Annotated in this window: 14 protein-coding genes; 9 read left to right on the top strand and 5 right to left on the bottom strand. The window is 63.8% G+C overall.

Annotation, left to right across the window (positions count from 1 at the left end; genetic code table 11):
* The first annotated feature begins 72 nt into the window (after positions 1-72).
* From BHQ40_RS05775 to BHQ40_RS05755, 5 genes are all read left to right on the top strand, one after another.
* Positions 73-2,238 (top strand): CoA transferase, encoded by a 2,166-nt coding sequence (locus BHQ40_RS05775; RefSeq protein ID WP_070153762.1) that lies wholly within the window; start codon positions 73-75, stop codon positions 2,236-2,238.
* A 67-nt stretch (positions 2,239-2,305) separates the two neighbouring features.
* Positions 2,306-3,664, top strand: coding sequence for an acyl-CoA dehydrogenase family protein (locus tag BHQ40_RS05770; RefSeq protein WP_070153759.1), 1,359 nt, complete (start codon positions 2,306-2,308; stop codon positions 3,662-3,664).
* A complete protein-coding gene (locus BHQ40_RS05765; protein WP_070153757.1) occupies positions 3,654-4,733 on the top strand; it encodes a phosphotransferase family protein in 1,080 nt (359 codons plus the stop codon). The genes BHQ40_RS05770 and BHQ40_RS05765 overlap by 11 nt, the downstream gene beginning before the upstream one ends.
* Positions 4,734-4,759: 26 nt before the next feature.
* On the top strand, positions 4,760-5,533 hold the full coding sequence (locus BHQ40_RS05760; protein ID WP_070153754.1) for an SDR family NAD(P)-dependent oxidoreductase: 774 nt from the start codon (positions 4,760-4,762) through the stop codon (positions 5,531-5,533).
* 22 nt (positions 5,534-5,555) lie between these two features.
* The gene (locus BHQ40_RS05755) at positions 5,556-6,026 is read left to right on the top strand and encodes a nuclear transport factor 2 family protein (protein ID WP_070153751.1); all 471 of its coding nucleotides are present in this window, start codon (positions 5,556-5,558) and stop codon (positions 6,024-6,026) included.
* Positions 6,027-6,069: 43 nt separating this feature from the next.
* Here the strand turns inward: BHQ40_RS05755 and BHQ40_RS05750 are convergent, their stop codons facing one another.
* The 5 genes from BHQ40_RS05750 to BHQ40_RS05730 are packed head-to-tail and all read right to left on the bottom strand — an operon-like array spanning position 6,070 to position 10,583.
* Entirely contained in the window at positions 6,070-7,302 is a 1,233-nt protein-coding gene (locus BHQ40_RS05750) for a cytochrome P450 (protein ID WP_083276723.1), read from the bottom strand.
* Between the two features lie 26 nt (positions 7,303-7,328).
* Complete coding sequence (locus tag BHQ40_RS05745; protein WP_070153748.1) at positions 7,329-7,724, bottom strand: nuclear transport factor 2 family protein; 396 nt, start codon at positions 7,722-7,724, stop codon at positions 7,329-7,331.
* 17 nt (positions 7,725-7,741) lie between these two features.
* The gene (locus BHQ40_RS05740) at positions 7,742-8,494 is read right to left on the bottom strand and encodes an SDR family oxidoreductase (RefSeq protein ID WP_070153745.1); all 753 of its coding nucleotides are present in this window, start codon (positions 8,492-8,494) and stop codon (positions 7,742-7,744) included.
* Positions 8,495-8,505: 11 nt separating this feature from the next.
* Complete coding sequence (locus BHQ40_RS05735; protein ID WP_070153742.1) at positions 8,506-9,252, bottom strand: SDR family NAD(P)-dependent oxidoreductase; 747 nt, start codon at positions 9,250-9,252, stop codon at positions 8,506-8,508.
* Positions 9,249-10,583 carry a sugar MFS transporter gene (locus tag BHQ40_RS05730; RefSeq protein WP_070153740.1) on the bottom strand — a complete coding sequence of 445 codons (1,335 nt, stop codon included), beginning with the start codon at positions 10,581-10,583 and terminating at the stop codon, positions 9,249-9,251. The genes BHQ40_RS05735 and BHQ40_RS05730 overlap by 4 nt, the downstream gene beginning before the upstream one ends.
* Before the next feature lie 385 nt (positions 10,584-10,968).
* Between BHQ40_RS05730 and BHQ40_RS05725 the strand changes: the two genes are divergently transcribed.
* The 4 genes from BHQ40_RS05725 (at position 10,969) to BHQ40_RS05710 (ending at position 15,516) form a co-directional block, all read left to right on the top strand.
* Positions 10,969-12,390, top strand: a complete 1,422-nt coding sequence (locus tag BHQ40_RS05725; RefSeq protein WP_070153737.1) for a 3-isopropylmalate dehydratase large subunit — start codon at positions 10,969-10,971, stop codon at positions 12,388-12,390.
* The gene (gene leuD / locus BHQ40_RS05720) at positions 12,390-13,046 is read left to right on the top strand and encodes a 3-isopropylmalate dehydratase small subunit (RefSeq protein ID WP_070153734.1); all 657 of its coding nucleotides are present in this window, start codon (positions 12,390-12,392) and stop codon (positions 13,044-13,046) included. The genes BHQ40_RS05725 and leuD overlap by 1 nt, the downstream gene beginning before the upstream one ends.
* Positions 13,043-13,828 carry an enoyl-CoA hydratase/isomerase family protein gene (locus tag BHQ40_RS05715; protein ID WP_070153731.1) on the top strand — a complete coding sequence of 262 codons (786 nt, stop codon included), beginning with the start codon at positions 13,043-13,045 and terminating at the stop codon, positions 13,826-13,828. The genes leuD and BHQ40_RS05715 overlap by 4 nt, the downstream gene beginning before the upstream one ends.
* A 62-nt stretch (positions 13,829-13,890) precedes the next feature.
* Positions 13,891-15,516 carry an AMP-binding protein gene (locus BHQ40_RS05710; protein WP_139139198.1) on the top strand — a complete coding sequence of 542 codons (1,626 nt, stop codon included), beginning with the start codon at positions 13,891-13,893 and terminating at the stop codon, positions 15,514-15,516.
* The last annotated feature ends 1 nt before the right edge of the window (position 15,517 follow it).

Here is a 15,517-nt window from a genome sequence, read left to right as displayed (position 1 = left end):
TGTCCGGGGCAGGCGGCGCCGGTAGAATGCGCCGCCCCCCTTTCCCATAGGAGAAAGGCGGCGGGCGTGACCATGCTCTCCGACGTCCGGGTGGTCGAACTGGCGGGCGGCACGGCGGCCATGATCGCCGCGCTGCTGCTGGGTGAGGCCGGGGCGGACGTCACCCGTGTCGAAGCGGTGCCGTGCACCGCCGACGCTGAACCCCTGCTGGCGCTGCGCAATCGCGGGAAGCATATCCTTGCCGCCGATCCGGCCACGCCGGAGGGGCGCGACAAGGTGGCCAGCCTTTTGGCGCGCGCCGACATCCTGATCCATGATTATACGCCGGAGCAGGCCCGCGCGATCGGAATCGATGCCGCCACGCTGGAGGCGCGCTTTCCGCAACTGATCGCGGTGGCGATCGGCGCCTATCCCGCGCCGCATGCGAAGGCGGAAATGGCCGTTCGCGATTCCCTCGCCCTGGGCGACGCCGGGGTCTTGTATGAACAGGCCCCGATTGGCCGGGATGGTCCCATCTATCTGCGCTTCCCGCTTGGGAGCTGGGCCGCGGCCTATCTGGCCGCTGTCGGCGCATCGGCGCGCCTGCTGGCGCGGGACCGGGGCGCTGGCGCGCATGCCATTTCGACAAGTCTAGTGCAGGGCGCGCTGACGTCGCTGGCCATGTATTGGTATCGCGCGGAAACGCCGTCGCAATCGCTGATCGATGGTTTGCCCAAGACCAGCGAGGCGTCGCTGTTCGAATGTGGCGATGGCCGGTGGATTCACATCCTGACCAATGCCGACCATGTGCCGCTGATGAAGGCGGCGCTGGATGCGCTGCCCGAAGCGGAGCGGCAGCCGGTGCCGCCAACGACCACGATCCGGCGGCTGTTCCCGTTGCTGCCCGCGAACCGCAAGGCGTTCATGACCCGCCCCGCGCAGGAATGGCTCGATGCCTTCTGGGCGGCGGACATTGCGGCGCAGCCGGTTCTGCCAATGGGTGCGCTCTACAGCGATCCGCAATTGCTGGAGCAGGGTATGATTGTCGACAAGGACGATCCCGTTCTTGGGACGACCCGGCAACCGGCGGCCCCCTTTATCGTGCGGACTTCGGCTAGGGCGGAGCTTCCGCCCGCACTTCCCCCGCGCGGAGCGGGCGGCAACCGGCCGCTGGAGGGCGTGAAGATCATCGATCTCGGTAATTTCCTGGCCGGTCCCTTCGCCATGCTGCTGGCTGCGGACCTTGGCGCGGATGTCATAAAGGTGGAGGCGACGACCGGCGACCAGATGCGCTGGATCGACTGGGGCTTCAACGCCTGTCAGCGGGGCAAGCGCGCGCTGGCGCTGCAATTGAAGGACCCGCGCGCGAAGCCGGTGATGGAGCGGCTCATCGCCTGGGCCGACGTCGCGCACCACAATCTGCGCATGCCGGCCGCGACCAAGCTTGGCCTGTCCTATGATGCATTGCGGGCGATCAACCCGGCGCTCATTTACTGCCATGTCAATTCCTACGGCGCGACGGGGCCGCGCAAGGACTGGCCGGGCTATGACCAGCTATTCCAGGCCATGTCGGGATGGGAGGTCGAAAGCGGCGGTGCGGGCAATCGCCCCAGTTGGCTGCGGTTCGGCATGATGGATCATCTCTGCGCCATGTCGTCCCTGCAGGCGACGCTCAACGCCCTGCGGAATCGCGACAGGACCGGCGAGGGAGCCTTTGTCAGCGCATCCCTGCTGGGCGCGGCCGCCTTCACCGCGGAGACAATCGCGCTCGCGGATGGCGGCCTTACCCCCTTCGCCCGGCTGAACGGTGCGCAGACCGGCATATCGGAACGGGACCGGCTCTACGCCTGCGCCGATGGCTGGGTTGCGGTCATGGCCGAGGATGACGCGGCGTGGGACCGGATGACCGCCGCGCTCGACGGCCAACCTCTGGAGGCGGCGCTGGGCCGCCTTTCCGCCCCGGAGGCCATCGCCTTCCTGCGCCACAATGGCTGCCTGGCGGACATCGTGCGGGAGCGGGGCGCGGCCGGTTTCTTCGACGATCCGGCGAATCGCGCATGCGGGCTCGTCGCCGCCTATGAGCATCCTCGCTTCGGCCTGCTGGAGCAGGCCGGTTCCTTCTGGCATTTCGGGGATCAACCCAGCGTGATGGATCGCGCGCCGCCCGTGCTGGGCCAGCATTCGGACGAGATTCTGGCGATGCTCGACTTTTCGCCCTCTGAAATCGGTAATCTGCGGGATGCGGGAGTGGTTGCCTGATTTATTCCATATTGACGTATTGTTGTCATTTTGACAAATAAGCTCCATAACTTTCGGGAGTGGCGTCATGTGGTCTTTTGAAACGGAGCCGGAGTATCAGCAGAAGCTGGACTGGGTGCGCGCGTTCGTGCGCGAGAAGATCGAGCCGATCGATTGCCTGTTTCATCAGGACCAGACCTATGTGGTCGACAATCAAAGCCTGCGGGCGATCATGAAGCCGTTGATGGCGGAGGTTCGCGAGCAGGGGCTGTGGGCATGCCATTTGCCGAAGGCGCTTGGCGGCAGCGGCTATGGCCAGGTGCCGCTGGCCCTGCTGAATGAGATATTGGGCCGGTCCTGGTTCGCGCCGACCATCTTCGGCACCGCCGCGCCCGATACGGGCAATTCCGAAATTCTGGCGCATTTCGGCACCGAGGCGCAGAAACGGGAGTATCTACAGCCGCTGCTCGATGGCGACATCGTGTCCTGCTACGCCATGACGGAGCCGCAGGGCGGCGGCGACCCCAAGCAGTTCACCACCCGCGCCGTTCGCCAGCCGGACGGAAGCTGGCGCCTGACCGGCCGCAAATGGTATGCATCCAATGCGCGATGGGCGAAATTCCTGATCGTATTCGCAATCACCGATCCCGATGTGCCGGTCTATCAGGGCGCATCTTTGTTCGTGATCCCGGCGGAACGCGCCGGGGTACGCATCCTGCGCAATGTTGGCACGACCTTCGACCTGCCCGGCACCGGCAGCGAGGGCTATATCGAATTTGACGGCGTTCCGCTGACCGATGCCGATCTGCTGGGCAAGGAGGGCGAGGCGTTTCGCATAGCCCAATTCCGGCTGGGCGGCGGCCGCGTGCATCACGCCATGCGCAGCGTCGCGCAGGCGGGCAAGGCGTTCGACATGATGTGCGAGCGGGCGCTCAGCCGCTTCACCCAGGGAAGCCAGCTCTCCGAAAAGCAGATGGTGCAGGAGATGATCGCCGACGCCTGGATGGAGATCGAGCAGTTCCGGCTGTTCGTGCTGCGCACCGCGTGGAAGATCGACAAATATAACGACTATAAAAGGGTGAAGGAGGATATCTCTGCCGCCAAGACGCTGGCCTCGCGCGTTGTCGTCAACACCGTGACGAAGGCGATGAAGATCCACGGCGCGCTCGGCATTTCCAACGAGATGCCGTTCGGGGACATGCTGTTCCGCGGCTTCGTGATGGGCACCGCCGATGGGCCGGACGCCGTGCACAAGGTGGTGATCGCCAAGCAGATATTGCGGAAATATCAGCCGTCCAACGACCTGTTCCCGACCGAGCATCTGGTGAAGGGCGTGGGCGCGGCGATGGACCGCTATGCCGCCGAACTCGCGCTGCCGGGCGACAAGAGTCCGTGGATCGACTATGTGAAGCAACTCCGCGCGGAAGGGCACGCCAATGCCCTTTGATCCGGCAGTAGAAGAATTGCTCCGGCCCGATCGGCTGGTCCCCTGGCTCGACAGCAATGCGCCCGCATTGGGAACGGGGCCATTGCAGGCGCGCTTTCTGCACGGCGGCACAAGCAACACCATCATCGCGCTGGAACGGAACGGCCGCCGCGCGGTGCTGCGCCGCCCGCCGCTCAATCCCCCGCCCAACAGCGAGAAGGCGATGATGCGGGAGGCGCAGGCGCTCAAGGCGCTTGGCGGGACAGGCGTGCCGCATCCCGAACTGTTCGGGTTTAGTGAGGACCCGTCGATCATCGGCGCGCCATTCTACATCATGGAGCATGTGGATGGCTGGGCCGCCGAACTGGGGGAGGGCGATTGTCTCTATCCGCCGCCCTTTGACCGGGCGGATCAAAAGCGCCCTCTGGCCTTTGCCCTGATCGACGCGCTGGTCGCGTTGCAGGCGGTGGATTATCGCGCGGCGGGGCTGGGCGATTTCGGTCATCCCGACGGCTTTCTGGACCGGCAGGTTTCGCGCTGGCGGAAACAGTTTGAGGGGTATGAGGCGCGCTATCCCGGTTACAGGCGGCGGGACATTCCGGGATTCGATGCCGTCGCCGCCTGGCTGGGGCAGGACATCCCCGCAATGGGCGCGCCGGGCATCGTGCATGGCGATTTTGGTCCGCCCAATGTGCTTTTCGCCAATGATCCACCGGTGCGCGTCGCCGCCCTTATCGACTGGGAACTGGCGACCATCGGCGATCCGATGATGGACGTCGCGTTGCTGGCCATCAATTTGCGGGACGATGCCCGGCCGGATGTCATCCCGCGCGCGGCCTATTTCGATTCCACCCATTATCCGACGCGCGGCGAGGTGATCGATTATTATGGGCGCAAGAGCGGCCGGGACGTATCGCGCGCGGACTATTATCTGACGCTGGCGCAGTTCCGGCTTGCGTGCATCCTGGAATATAAGGTGGCGGCGTCCATGACCGGCGCGCTGCCCAAGGCGGCCGGCGACCGGTTTGCGCCCATGGTCGTGAACCTGATCGCGGACGCCCATGACCGTATCGCGCGATCTGAAAAATAGGCCGTCTGGCTGGCAGGAGAGATAGGATGGGAAGTCTGACGGGCAAGCGGATCATCGTGACCGGCGGCGCAAGCGGGATGGGCGCGGCCATGGTTCGCGGATTTGCGGAGGAGGGCGCTAAGGTTGCCGCCTTCCACCGCAATGAAACCGGAGAGCGGGTGTTGCAGGCGCTGAGCGCGGAGGCCGCGCCGCTGGTGCAATTCTTCCGGTGCGACGTGTCGCAAAAGGCGGAGGTCGACCAAGCCTTTGCCGAGGCCGCCGCCTGGCTGGGCGGACTCGACGTGATGGTGAATGCGGCGGGTATCGCCCCCGGTGCGCCATCCCATGAAATCACGGTTCAGGACTGGGACGATGTGTTCGCCATCAATGCGCGCGGCACCTTCCTCAGCAATCAGGCGGCCTTCCCCCTGCTGCGCGATGCGGGCGGGGCGATCATCAATTTCGCATCGGCGGCGGGCGTCAACGGTCAGGCGCGCAAGGCGCATTATTCCGCGTCTAAGGGCGCGGTGCTGGCCTGGACCCGCAGCATCGCGATGGAGTGGGGCGAATATGGCATCACCGTCAACGCGATCGCACCCGGCATCTGGACGCCGATGTATGAAAAGACGCGCGCCAACATGACGCCCGAACGGCTGGCGCAGCATGATGCGGAAATGGCGCGGATCATCCCCTTGGGCGGCAAGCTGGGCGACCCGGACCGCGATTTCCTGCCCTACATGATTTTCCTGGCGGGGGATGGCGCGCGCTTCATCACCGGGCAGACGATCAAGATCGATGGCGGGCTGATGATGCTGTCCTGAAGCCCTTGTGGAGGCGGCTTCCATGACGGATCGGGACGATGTGCTGGCGCGGCTGGGCAGGTTGGAGGATGAACGCGCCGTCCTGAGAACGCTGTACCGCTACTGCCATGCGATTGATTATGGTCTTGAGAGCGAATGGGTCGATTGCTTCACTTCGGAAGGTGTTTTCGACACGCGATATGCGGCCGGGCAGGGGATGGAAAGCGCCCGGTATAGCGGGTGTGGCGAACTCGCATCCTTCATTGCGCAGCACCCGCGCGCGCCGAAAACGAAACACAAGCATGTGATCGCCGTTCCGCTGATCGACCTGTCAGGCGACAGGGCCGATGCAAGCAGCTATTTCGAACTGCTGCTGGCGGATGATGCGGACAGGCGGATATTCGCTTTCGGGCGCTATCTCGACCGGCTGGAGCGGTGTGCGGACGGCATCTGGCGATTCAGCCTGCGTATCGCCGAGATTGAAAGTGCGGGGACGGACTTCCCCGGCCGGTAGGCAGGCGGCGTCATTGGCGCCGCCTGCCTCTTTTATAGTCGGCTCAATCCCAGCGCAGATGCAGTTCCTCGACGCCGAACACCGCGCCGCCATTGGTGCGGTAGGGCGCATCCTCATCCTTGCGGAACTGCGGCACCCGGTCGAACCAGGCGTTCATCGCGACGACGAATTCGCGCCGGGCGAGATGCGATCCGATGCAGCGATGCATGCCATAGGAAAAGGCGACATGGCGGTTCGCATTGCGGTTGAGGTCGAACGTGTCGGGATCGGCAAATTCGCTCGCGTCGCGGCTGCCGTTGCCGGTCGGCACGCTGACCCAGTCGCCCGCTTTCATCAGCACGCCGCCAATCTCGGTATCCTGCGCGACGCGGCGATGGCTGATGATGACGGAATAGAGGCGGAGAAACTCCTCAATGGCGTTGGGGATCAGGCTGCGGTCTGCGCGCAGCTTCGCCTGCAGTTCCTGATCGGTCGCCAGATGGTTGAAATGGAAACCGAGCGAGGAAGCGACAGTATCCAGCCCGGCGATGAACAGCAGGAAGCAGATGCCGATAATCTCATCATCGGTCATCTTGCGGCCATCGACTTCCGCATGGGTCGCATAGCTGATCAGGTCCGTGCCCCGATTGGCGCGCCGTTCCTTGATGGCGTTGCGCAGATAACCGACGATGTTGCGCGCGGACTCCTTGCGCTTGTCCAGGCTGAAACTTTTTAGCAGGCCATGTTCCCAGGAAAGGAACATCGGCATTTCCTCGACCGGCAGGCCGAGAAGCTGGAGGAAAACGGAAACAGGGAAGGGCTGGGCAAACCCCTCGATGAACTCGCAGCCTGTCTTGCCATCCAGATTGTTCAGCAGCGAGGATGCGGCGTCCAGCACGCCGGCCTCCATCTTCGCGACCTCCTTGGGCGAAAATAGCGGGTTGAGGATAGCCCGGTATGCGCCATGCTCCGGGGGATCGAGTTCGACCGGGATCAGGTCCCAGCTCTCCCCGATCAGAGCCGCGAAGCTGAGCTGCCCGCGGCTGGAGAACAGGTCCGCCCGCTGCTGCACATGGCGGATGTCGTCGACCTTGGTGATCACCCAGCACCCCGGCATCATATAATGCGTCGGCGAGTAGAAGATGCGGGGCGCCTCCGTCTGTTGCCAGCGGATCGCGCCGAACGGATCGGTCTTGAACTTCGGGTCGCTGTAGAAATCGAAGGGGATGACGAGCTCCGGCGGTACATGCGCCGGGACGTCGCCGGGGATTTCCATAGCCAGTGCGGTATCGGTCATTGCGGTTTCCTTGCAGTTCCGCCGCGTCAGTTCAGGATGACGTCGACATAGTGATGGGTGTCGAGATACTCGACGCAGCGCCACAGCTTCCCGTCCTTCACGGTGAACAGGAAGTGATAGGGCATGGCGTAGACCTTGCCGTCCTCGCGCTCGCCACGGCTTTCAAATTCGACGGCAACCTTGTCGCCCTCGGCCACCATGCCCTTGACGGTGATGGTCATGCCGTCCTTCAGCCGGGCAAGGATGGTGCGCTCGGTCAGCGCGGCCAGCTCGTCCTTGGTGTAGGTGCCCGCGAGGGGCGAATGGCCCGGCACGGTCCACAGCGCATCCTCGGCCAGCTTGTCCCAGGCGTCGGCGGTTCTGCCGTCCGACACATCCTGAAAATAGGCGCGGAGCAATGCCTTGTTGTCTTCTGCACTCATGATCTCTCCTCTCTCCTTCACGCGCGCATGATGAAGCCGCCATCGACGGCCAATATCTGGCCGCTGATCCAGCTCGACTGATCGGAGAGCAAAAAGACGCAGGCGTCCGCCATATCCTCCACCCTGCCGATGCGCTTCACCGCGCCGCCTTGTATGATCCCTTCTATCATGTCCGGATCGACCGTCGCCAGCATGGCGGGCGTACCCACCGGGCCGGGAGCGATGGCGTTGACGCGGATGTTGCGCGGTCCCAGCTCCATCGCCAGATTCGTGGTCAGGCCGTTCATGGCGAGTTTGAACACGCCATAATATCCGCCATTCTTGACCCATGCGGCAGTCGACGTCTGATTGACGATGGCGCCGCCGCCGCGCCGCTCGATCAGCGGAGCAATGGCCCGCGTCATGATCAGCGCGCCGTTCATGTTCACGGACTGGACCTTCAGATAATAGTCCAGGTCGACATCCATCAGCGGGATATATTCGATCTTGCCGAAGATAGAGGCGTTGTTCACCAGGAAGTCGGCCCCACCCAGATGGGCCTCGACCGCCTGCGCCAATGCCGTTGCATCGGAGGGGGAGGATACGTCGCAATGATAGAAGATCGCGTTGCCACCCGCGGCGTTGATCGCCTTCGCGACGCGCTCGCCGCCTTCCTCGTCAATGTCGGCGATGGCGACCGCCGCGCCCTCGCTGGCGAGGCGCATGGCGTAACCTTCGCCGATGCCGCCGCCTGCGCCCGTGACCACCGCGACCTTATTTTTGAACTGCATCTCTCTCCCCTTCACACGCGCTTGCCATAGCCGCCGCCCACGAGCAGTGTTTCGCCCGTGATGAATGCGCCTTCGTCCGAACAGAGCATCAGGGCGGGGCCGACAATATCGGCCGTCCGCCCCTGCCGTTTGATCAGTTGCCGTTCGTTGATGAACATGTCCGTGACCTCTCGCGGCAGCTCCGCCATCACGGTTTCCGAATCGATCAGGCCCGGCGCGATGCTGACGACGCGAATGCCGTCCTCCGCCAGATCCTGCGCCAGCGAGAGGGTGAGGCCGCGCACCGCCGTCTTGGTCACGCCATATCCGGTGTCGACCTCATAGCCCGCAACCGATGTGATGTTCAGGATCACGCCGCCGCCGCGCTTGCGCATTTCCTCCGCGGCGAGGGTGGAGCAGTTCACCACGCCCATGATGTTGGTGTCTAGGATCGTGCGCCACTGATCTTCCGACAGGCGGGTGGGCGGCTTGTTGAACTCCACCTGATGCCGGGCGGCGTTGTTCACCAATATGTCGGTGCCGCCAAACGCCCTGGCGGTTTCCGCCAGCGCCGCGCCGATCGATGCGCGATCCCGGACGTCGCACCGGACGGCCAGCGCCGATTCGCCCAGGCTGGCGGCGGTCTCCTGCGCCTTGGTCAGATCAATGTCGGCGATGACGACCCGCGCGCCTTCCGCCGCGAATCCGGTTGCCAGCGCCGCGCCTATGCCGCGCGCGCCGCCAGTGATGAAGGCGGTTTTCCCGTCCAGTCTTTTCATGTCGTCTCCATGTGCAAAGCGCCGACGCCCTCTCTTTGCGCGGGTCGCCCCGCCGGTGACGTCTGACGCGAAAACCAGGCGAAGCCGGCGATGCCCGCATAGCAAAGGGCGGGGATCAGCAGCGCGAAGGACAGGCTGGTCATGTCGGCGAGGTAGCCCGCAGCCAGGGGAACGACCGCGCCGCCTGTGATCGCCAGGCAGATCACGCCGGAGCCTTCGTTGGTGCGGGTGCCCAGCCCCTCCGTCGCCAGCGCGAATATGGTCGGGTACATGATGGAATGGCACAGGCCGAGCGCCATCAGCGTGACCGCCGCAAGCATCCCGCCATTGGTTCCCGACAGGAAGATCAGGGCCATTCCGCCACTGGCGGCAACGAGCAACGCCTGCCCCGCCCGGACATGGCGGAGGATGCCCGCCCCCACGAAGCGGCCCACCATCTCCCCCGCCCAATACAGCGCCACGCATTTGCCCGCGGTCTGGTGATCCAGCGCCAGCACGCCCGGTTGCATCAGATAATTGACCATGATGCTGCCGACGGTCACCTGCGCGCCGACATAGCAGAACATCGCCAGCATCCCGCCCGCGAAGCGCCGGCCGCGCAGCAGGTCGAGCGACCGGAGCGGATTGACGGACATGGGCCGCACCGCACCCAGCAGGTTCCGGTTCAGCCAGATCGGGATGGCGATCAGCCCCAGCAGCAGGGCGATGGAGATATAGGTTTTCGCAACCACGGCGGATTCGCTGGAGCGGAACGCGGCCAGGGCGCTGGCGCTCATGCCACCGGTATCGGCCTCGCTCATCGAACCCAATATGACGACCGCCCCGATATAGGGCGCGATCGTCATGCCCAGCGAGTTGAAGCCCTGACCGAAGGACAGGCGGCTATGCGCGGTTTCCGGCGGTCCGCACCGGATCATCAGGGGCGCTGCGGCGATGATGAAAAGGACCTGCCCCGCAGACAGGATCAGCAGCGCCGCCAGAAACATGGGATAGCTCGCCGCCCATGCCGCCGGGACGAACATCAGGCAGCCGGCTGCCACCGTAAGTCCCCCGGCCAGCAGCATCCGCATCGCGCCGATCCGGGATATGAGCGCAATCGCCGGGAGCGCCACGATCAGATTGCCGATGAAAAAGCAGAATTGGATCAGCATCGCCTCGCCATAGCCGAGGTCGAAAAGGCTCTTGAGCTTAGGGATCAGCACGTCGTTCATGCTGATGACCATGCCGAAGGTGAAGAACAGGGACGTGATGAGCCAACGCGTGCGCGACGCCGCCGGTTCGGGCACGGGCGATCCGCCATCGTCGTCAATGGCTGAAGCCAGAAAGGCCATAGTCTCTCCAAATCGGCCTCTAGCGACCGACCGGATTAAATTGCATGCAAAAATGCGCGAGTCTAGCTAAAACTCGGCATGAAACTGCATTCATTACAGCAATATGCATGGAATCCACGGATTGGCGAGGCGCTTTTCCCGATTTCGGTCAAATTCCGGGACGATGGCCCGTCAATAGGCGGACACAGGCCGGCACGCAGGCGGCATTAGCCCCGAATTTTGCACACAATTTTGGGATTCCATGCATTTCTATCAATAACTTCACCATTTCCAACCAAGTCGGCTTGCTAACAATGATATTGCATGCAATATGAGTTCAACAAGTGTTCGAGAGACGTTTTGACGCCCTCCGGGAGTCGGCTCGTCGATAAGTGTTGGTAGGAAGATGGTGCAGAGCGGGCCGATCAGTCTGGTCGAAAAATTATGGAATGCGCATAAGGTCGCTGACCTTGGCGACGATACGGCGCTGCTCCACATCGACCGCCTGTTTCTCCATGAGCGTTCCGGCGGGCGGATGCTGCAAGGCGTCGCCTCCAGCGGTCGGCCGGTCTACGATCCGTCAATGGTGATCGGGACGGTCGACCATATCATCGACACTGATCCGGGGCGCACGGACCGCACGAAATTTCCCGGCGGCCCGGAGTTCATCAAACAGTTTCGCGACGGCGCTGCGGCGGCCGGGGTGGGCGTGTTCGACATTGATCACCCCTATCAGGGGATCGTCCATGTCATCGCGCCGGAACTGGGCATTGCCCAGCCGGGCATGACGCTGGTCTGCGGCGACAGCCATACCTGTACGATGGGCGGGATCGGCGCGCTCGCCTGGGGCATCGGCATCACGCAGGGCGAACATGTGCTCAGCACTCAATGCCTGGCGGTCAAGAAGCCGCGCCTGATGCGCGTCGCATTCGAAGGCACGTTGCTGCCCGGCGTCACCGCCAAGGACATGATCCTGTACCTCATCAGCCAATATGGCGCGCGGGGCGGCGAGGGCGCGGCGATCGAATTTTGCGGCAGCGCCATTCGCGACCTGTCCTGCGAAGCGCGGATGACCCTGTGCAACATGGCGGTGGAGTTCGGGGCGTGGACCGGCGTCGTCGCGCCCGACGAAAAGACGATTGCATTCATGCGCGACCGCCCCTTCTCGCCGCAGCAGGACTATAATCAGGCGGCCGAAGCCTGGTGGCTGACGCTGCACAGCGATGAAGGCGCGGTGTTCGATCATGACATCAGGATCGATGCGTCGGCCATCGCGCCGCAAGTGACCTGGGGCACCAGTTCCGAACAGTCGATGGGCATCGGCGGAACAATACCCGACCCCGGCGGCATCATCGATCCGGTCGCCAAGGCGTCGGCGGAAAAGGCGCTGCGCTACACCGGCGTTGTCCCCGGAGAGCCGATCGCCGGTCTGCCGATCGAGGCGGCGTTCATTGGAAGCTGCACCAACAGCCGGATCGAGGATCTGCGCGCCGCCGCCGGCATATTGCGCGGGCGGCACATCGCGAAGGGCGTCAAGGCGATCTGCGTGCCTGGCTCGACTCCGGTCAAGCGGCAGGCGGAAGCGGAGGGGCTGGACCGCATCTTTGTGGAGTCAGGCTTCGAATGGCGGGAGGCGGGATGCTCCCTGTGCTTCTATGCCGGAGGCGACAGTTTCGGGGATGCGCGGCGGGTCATCAGCTCGACCAACAGGAACTTCGAAAACCGGCAGGGAGTCGGCGTGCGGTCCCACCTCGCCAGTCCGCTGACGGTGGCTGCATCCGCTATCGCCGGGCATATTGCCGACCCGCGCGATTATCCGGTGCAGTGATGGAGCCGTTTGTCCGCATCAAGGGCGTCGCGGCGCCGCTTCCGATCGACAATGTCGATACGGACGCCATCATCCCCTCGCGCGAAACCCAGTCCGTCGCCCGGACGGGGTATGGGGAGAAGCTGTTCGCAAACTGGCGCTATGCGCCCGGTACGCGCGATCGCAACGCCGATTTCGTGCTCAACCAGGCGCCGTTCGACAGCGCCTGCATATTGGTCGCCGCGCGGAATTTCGGGTGCGGATCGTCGCGGGAAGCCGCGGTCTGGGCGCTTTCGCAATTCGGCATTCGCTGCGTCATCGCCGAAAGCTTCGGCACGATCTTTCGCAACAATTGCGTGCGGAACGGCCTCCTGCCGATCATCATGCCGCTGGCGACGGTCGAACTGCTGCTCGACCAGTTGCAGGATCAGGCGCAGGACCCGATCATTTCGGTCGATCTGGACGCCCAGACCATCCACGGGCCGGACGGCGCGGAATATCCTTTTCAGATCGGCGCGCTGGAGCGGGAGATGCTGCTCAACGGCGCGGACGAAATCGACCTCACCCTGCAAAAAAGACATCTCATCGAAGCCTTCCGTCAGCAAGACCGTGCGCGACGGCCATGGGTGTATCAGGATATGCCTGAACTCGCCCGCACGATGGAGAAGGTAAGATGAGCTATACGCAGCTACGGTTCGCGGTGGACGACCACCATGTCGCGACAATCACGATCGACCGGCCGGACCGGCTGAACACATTCACCGACATCATGGCGGATGAGTTTGTGGATGTGTGGCGGCGGGTGCGGGAGGATGACGATATTCACGCCGTCGTCCTGCGCGGCGCGCCTGAAAGCCGCGCCTTCAGCACCGGCATTGACGTGAGCGAAGGCATGGAAATGCTGCGCCACAAGAATATCTGGCGGCAGGGCGATCCGGGCGAGAAGCTGGGACCCAAGCATAATGAGGTGTGGAAGCCGGTCATCTGCGCGCTGCACGGGCTGGTCGCGGCAGGAGCCTTCTATTGGTTCAACGAGGCCGACATCACCATCTGTTCGGAAGATGCGCAATTCTTCGATCCGCATGTCACCTTCGGCATGGTCGCGGCGCTGGAGCCTATCGGTCTTTCGCGCCGGATATTGCTGGGCGACGTGCTGCGCATGGCCCTGCTCGGATCGCATGAGCGGGTGAGCGCGCAGACCGCATTGCGCATCGGCCTGGTAAGCGAAGTGACCGCGAATGACGCATTGCATGCGCGCGCCGACGAACTGGCGCGCATAGTGGCCAGCCAGCCCAGCGCCGCGACGCAGGGCACGGTGCGGGCCATCTGGGAGTCGCTCGACATGGGCCTGACCCCGGCGCTCAAGCATGCCGTCCGCTACTGGCAGGTCGGCAATCCCCTGGGCGAAGCGCAGATCGACCGCGCCAACATGCCCAAGATCAAATGGACCGCGCGATGAATGCGCACGGGCCAAAGCCATCAATGGCCGCGTCGCGGCCGGAACCCAATGGAATGGTGACGATGACAGCCCACACGCAATGGACTTCCGACGAACAGGATACGATGGTGGCCGCGCTGGAGCGCGCCGTGGCCGCCTGGCCGGAAAAACCCTTCATCGATTTTCTGGGCGATGTCGTCACCTTCGGCGGATTCGATACGGTATCGACCCGCTTCGCCAACTCGCTGATCGGACTGGGCGTGAAGCCCGGCGATACGGTCGTCAGCTTCCTGGACAACAGCATCGATGCGCTGACCTGCTGGTTCGGCATCAACAAGGCCGGGGCGATCACCGTGCCGATCAACACCGCCTATCGCGGCGCTTTCCTGCGCCACCTCGTCACGGACGCCGGCGCGGCCATTGTCATCGCCGAAACCGACTATGCTGAGCGGCTGGCCCAGATTGCCGACGCCATCCCGGACGTGAAGCTGATCCTCTATCGCGGCGCAAAGCCCGACATGGGCGGCTGCGACATCCCCATCGCGCCGCTGGACGAATATCGCGGCAGTGACGAAACGCCGACCGGCGTGCCGGTCAAGCCGTCGGACCTGGCCTGCCTCATCTACACGTCGGGCACCACCGGCATGGCGAAGGGCTGCATGATCAGCCATAATTACGCCTGCAACCTGGCCCGCCAGAATAACGGCATATATGACAACACATCGAAGGATGTGCTGTGGACATGCCTGCCGCTGTTCCACTTCAACGCCATTTCCGTGACGCTGATGTCGGCCATGCTGGTCGGCGCGCGCGTCGCGATCGTCCCCAAATTCTCGGTCACGAATTTCTGGCCGGAAATCCAGCGGTCCGGCGCCACCATCGCGAGCGTGCTCGGCAGCATGGCGGTGTTCATTTCCAAGGCGGACGACAATCCCGCGTCCAAGGCGTGCTTCGGTCAGTTGCGGGCCGTGCAGGGCGCGCCCTGGCCGACGGAAGTCGCCGAAACCTGGCGCAGCCGCTTCGGCATCAAGTCGCAGATCGCCGCCCGTCTCTATGGCATCACCGAAGCATGCCTTGTCACCAGCGTTTCCGCATCGGTCGAGGTTCCCGCGGGAAGCTCAGGCCGCCGCAACGACGATTTTGAGGTGCTGATCGTCGATGATGATGACAATGAAGTGCCGCCCGGCACTCCTGGCGAGATCATCTGCCGCCCCCGCAAGCCGCATGTGATGTTCGAGGGCTATTGGAAGCGGCCTGAGGACACGATGAAGGTGCTGAAGAACCTGTGGATGCACATGGGCGACATCGGCAAGTTTGACGAGGATGGCTGGTTCTACTTCCTCGACCGGAAGAAGGATTATCTGCGCCGCCGGGGCGAGAATATCTCCAGCTTCGAGATGGAAACCGTGTTCGGCCAGCACCCGGCCATTGCCGAGGTCGCGGTGCACGCCGTGCTGTCCGATGCGTCTGAGGACGACATCAAGGTGACAGCCGTGCTGCACCCCGGCGCAAGCCTGGGCGAGGAGGAGCTGTGCCGCTGGAGCCTCGACAAGGTCCCCTATTTCGCGATCCCGCGTTATATCGAGTTCCGGGCCGAACTGCCGCGCAACCCCGTTGGCCGCGTGCTGAAGTTCGAGCTGCGCGATCAGGGCTGCACGCCCGCCACCTGGGACATGGAAAAGGCGGGCATCAAGGTGGAGCGCCGGTAAG

The sequence above is a fragment of the Sphingobium phenoxybenzoativorans genome (assembly GCF_001757355.1).
In the GTDB taxonomy this organism is placed as follows: Bacteria; Pseudomonadota; Alphaproteobacteria; order Sphingomonadales; family Sphingomonadaceae; genus Sphingobium; species Sphingobium phenoxybenzoativorans.
The sequence above is the reverse complement of the archived record's forward strand: the minus strand, read 5'-3'. Positions and strand labels throughout refer to the sequence as shown.

What these genes read in the sequence shown, in the direction of transcription:
- BHQ40_RS05760 (WP_070153754.1), top strand. Translation starts at nt 4,760, where the DNA reads ATGGGAAGTCTGACGGGCAAGCGGATCATCGTGACCGGCGGCGCAAGC.
- BHQ40_RS05745 (WP_070153748.1), bottom strand. Translation starts at nt 7,724, where the DNA reads ATGAGTGCAGAAGACAACAAGGCATTGCTCCGCGCCTATTTTCAGGAT.
- BHQ40_RS05710 (WP_139139198.1), top strand. Translation starts at nt 13,891, where the DNA reads ATGACAGCCCACACGCAATGGACTTCCGACGAACAGGATACGATGGTG.
- BHQ40_RS05735 (WP_070153742.1), bottom strand. Translation starts at nt 9,252, where the DNA reads ATGAAAAGACTGGACGGGAAAACCGCCTTCATCACTGGCGGCGCGCGC.
- BHQ40_RS05750 (WP_083276723.1), bottom strand. Translation starts at nt 7,302, where the DNA reads ATGACCGATACCGCACTGGCTATGGAAATCCCCGGCGACGTCCCGGCG.
- BHQ40_RS05725 (WP_070153737.1), top strand. Translation starts at nt 10,969, where the DNA reads ATGGTGCAGAGCGGGCCGATCAGTCTGGTCGAAAAATTATGGAATGCG.
- BHQ40_RS05775 (WP_070153762.1), top strand. Translation starts at nt 73, where the DNA reads ATGCTCTCCGACGTCCGGGTGGTCGAACTGGCGGGCGGCACGGCGGCC.
- BHQ40_RS05765 (WP_070153757.1), top strand. Translation starts at nt 3,654, where the DNA reads ATGCCCTTTGATCCGGCAGTAGAAGAATTGCTCCGGCCCGATCGGCTG.
- BHQ40_RS05755 (WP_070153751.1), top strand. Translation starts at nt 5,556, where the DNA reads ATGACGGATCGGGACGATGTGCTGGCGCGGCTGGGCAGGTTGGAGGAT.
- BHQ40_RS05770 (WP_070153759.1), top strand. Translation starts at nt 2,306, where the DNA reads ATGTGGTCTTTTGAAACGGAGCCGGAGTATCAGCAGAAGCTGGACTGG.
- BHQ40_RS05730 (WP_070153740.1), bottom strand. Translation starts at nt 10,583, where the DNA reads ATGGCCTTTCTGGCTTCAGCCATTGACGACGATGGCGGATCGCCCGTG.
- BHQ40_RS05740 (WP_070153745.1), bottom strand. Translation starts at nt 8,494, where the DNA reads ATGCAGTTCAAAAATAAGGTCGCGGTGGTCACGGGCGCAGGCGGCGGC.
- BHQ40_RS05715 (WP_070153731.1), top strand. Translation starts at nt 13,043, where the DNA reads ATGAGCTATACGCAGCTACGGTTCGCGGTGGACGACCACCATGTCGCG.
- leuD (WP_070153734.1), top strand. Translation starts at nt 12,390, where the DNA reads ATGGAGCCGTTTGTCCGCATCAAGGGCGTCGCGGCGCCGCTTCCGATC.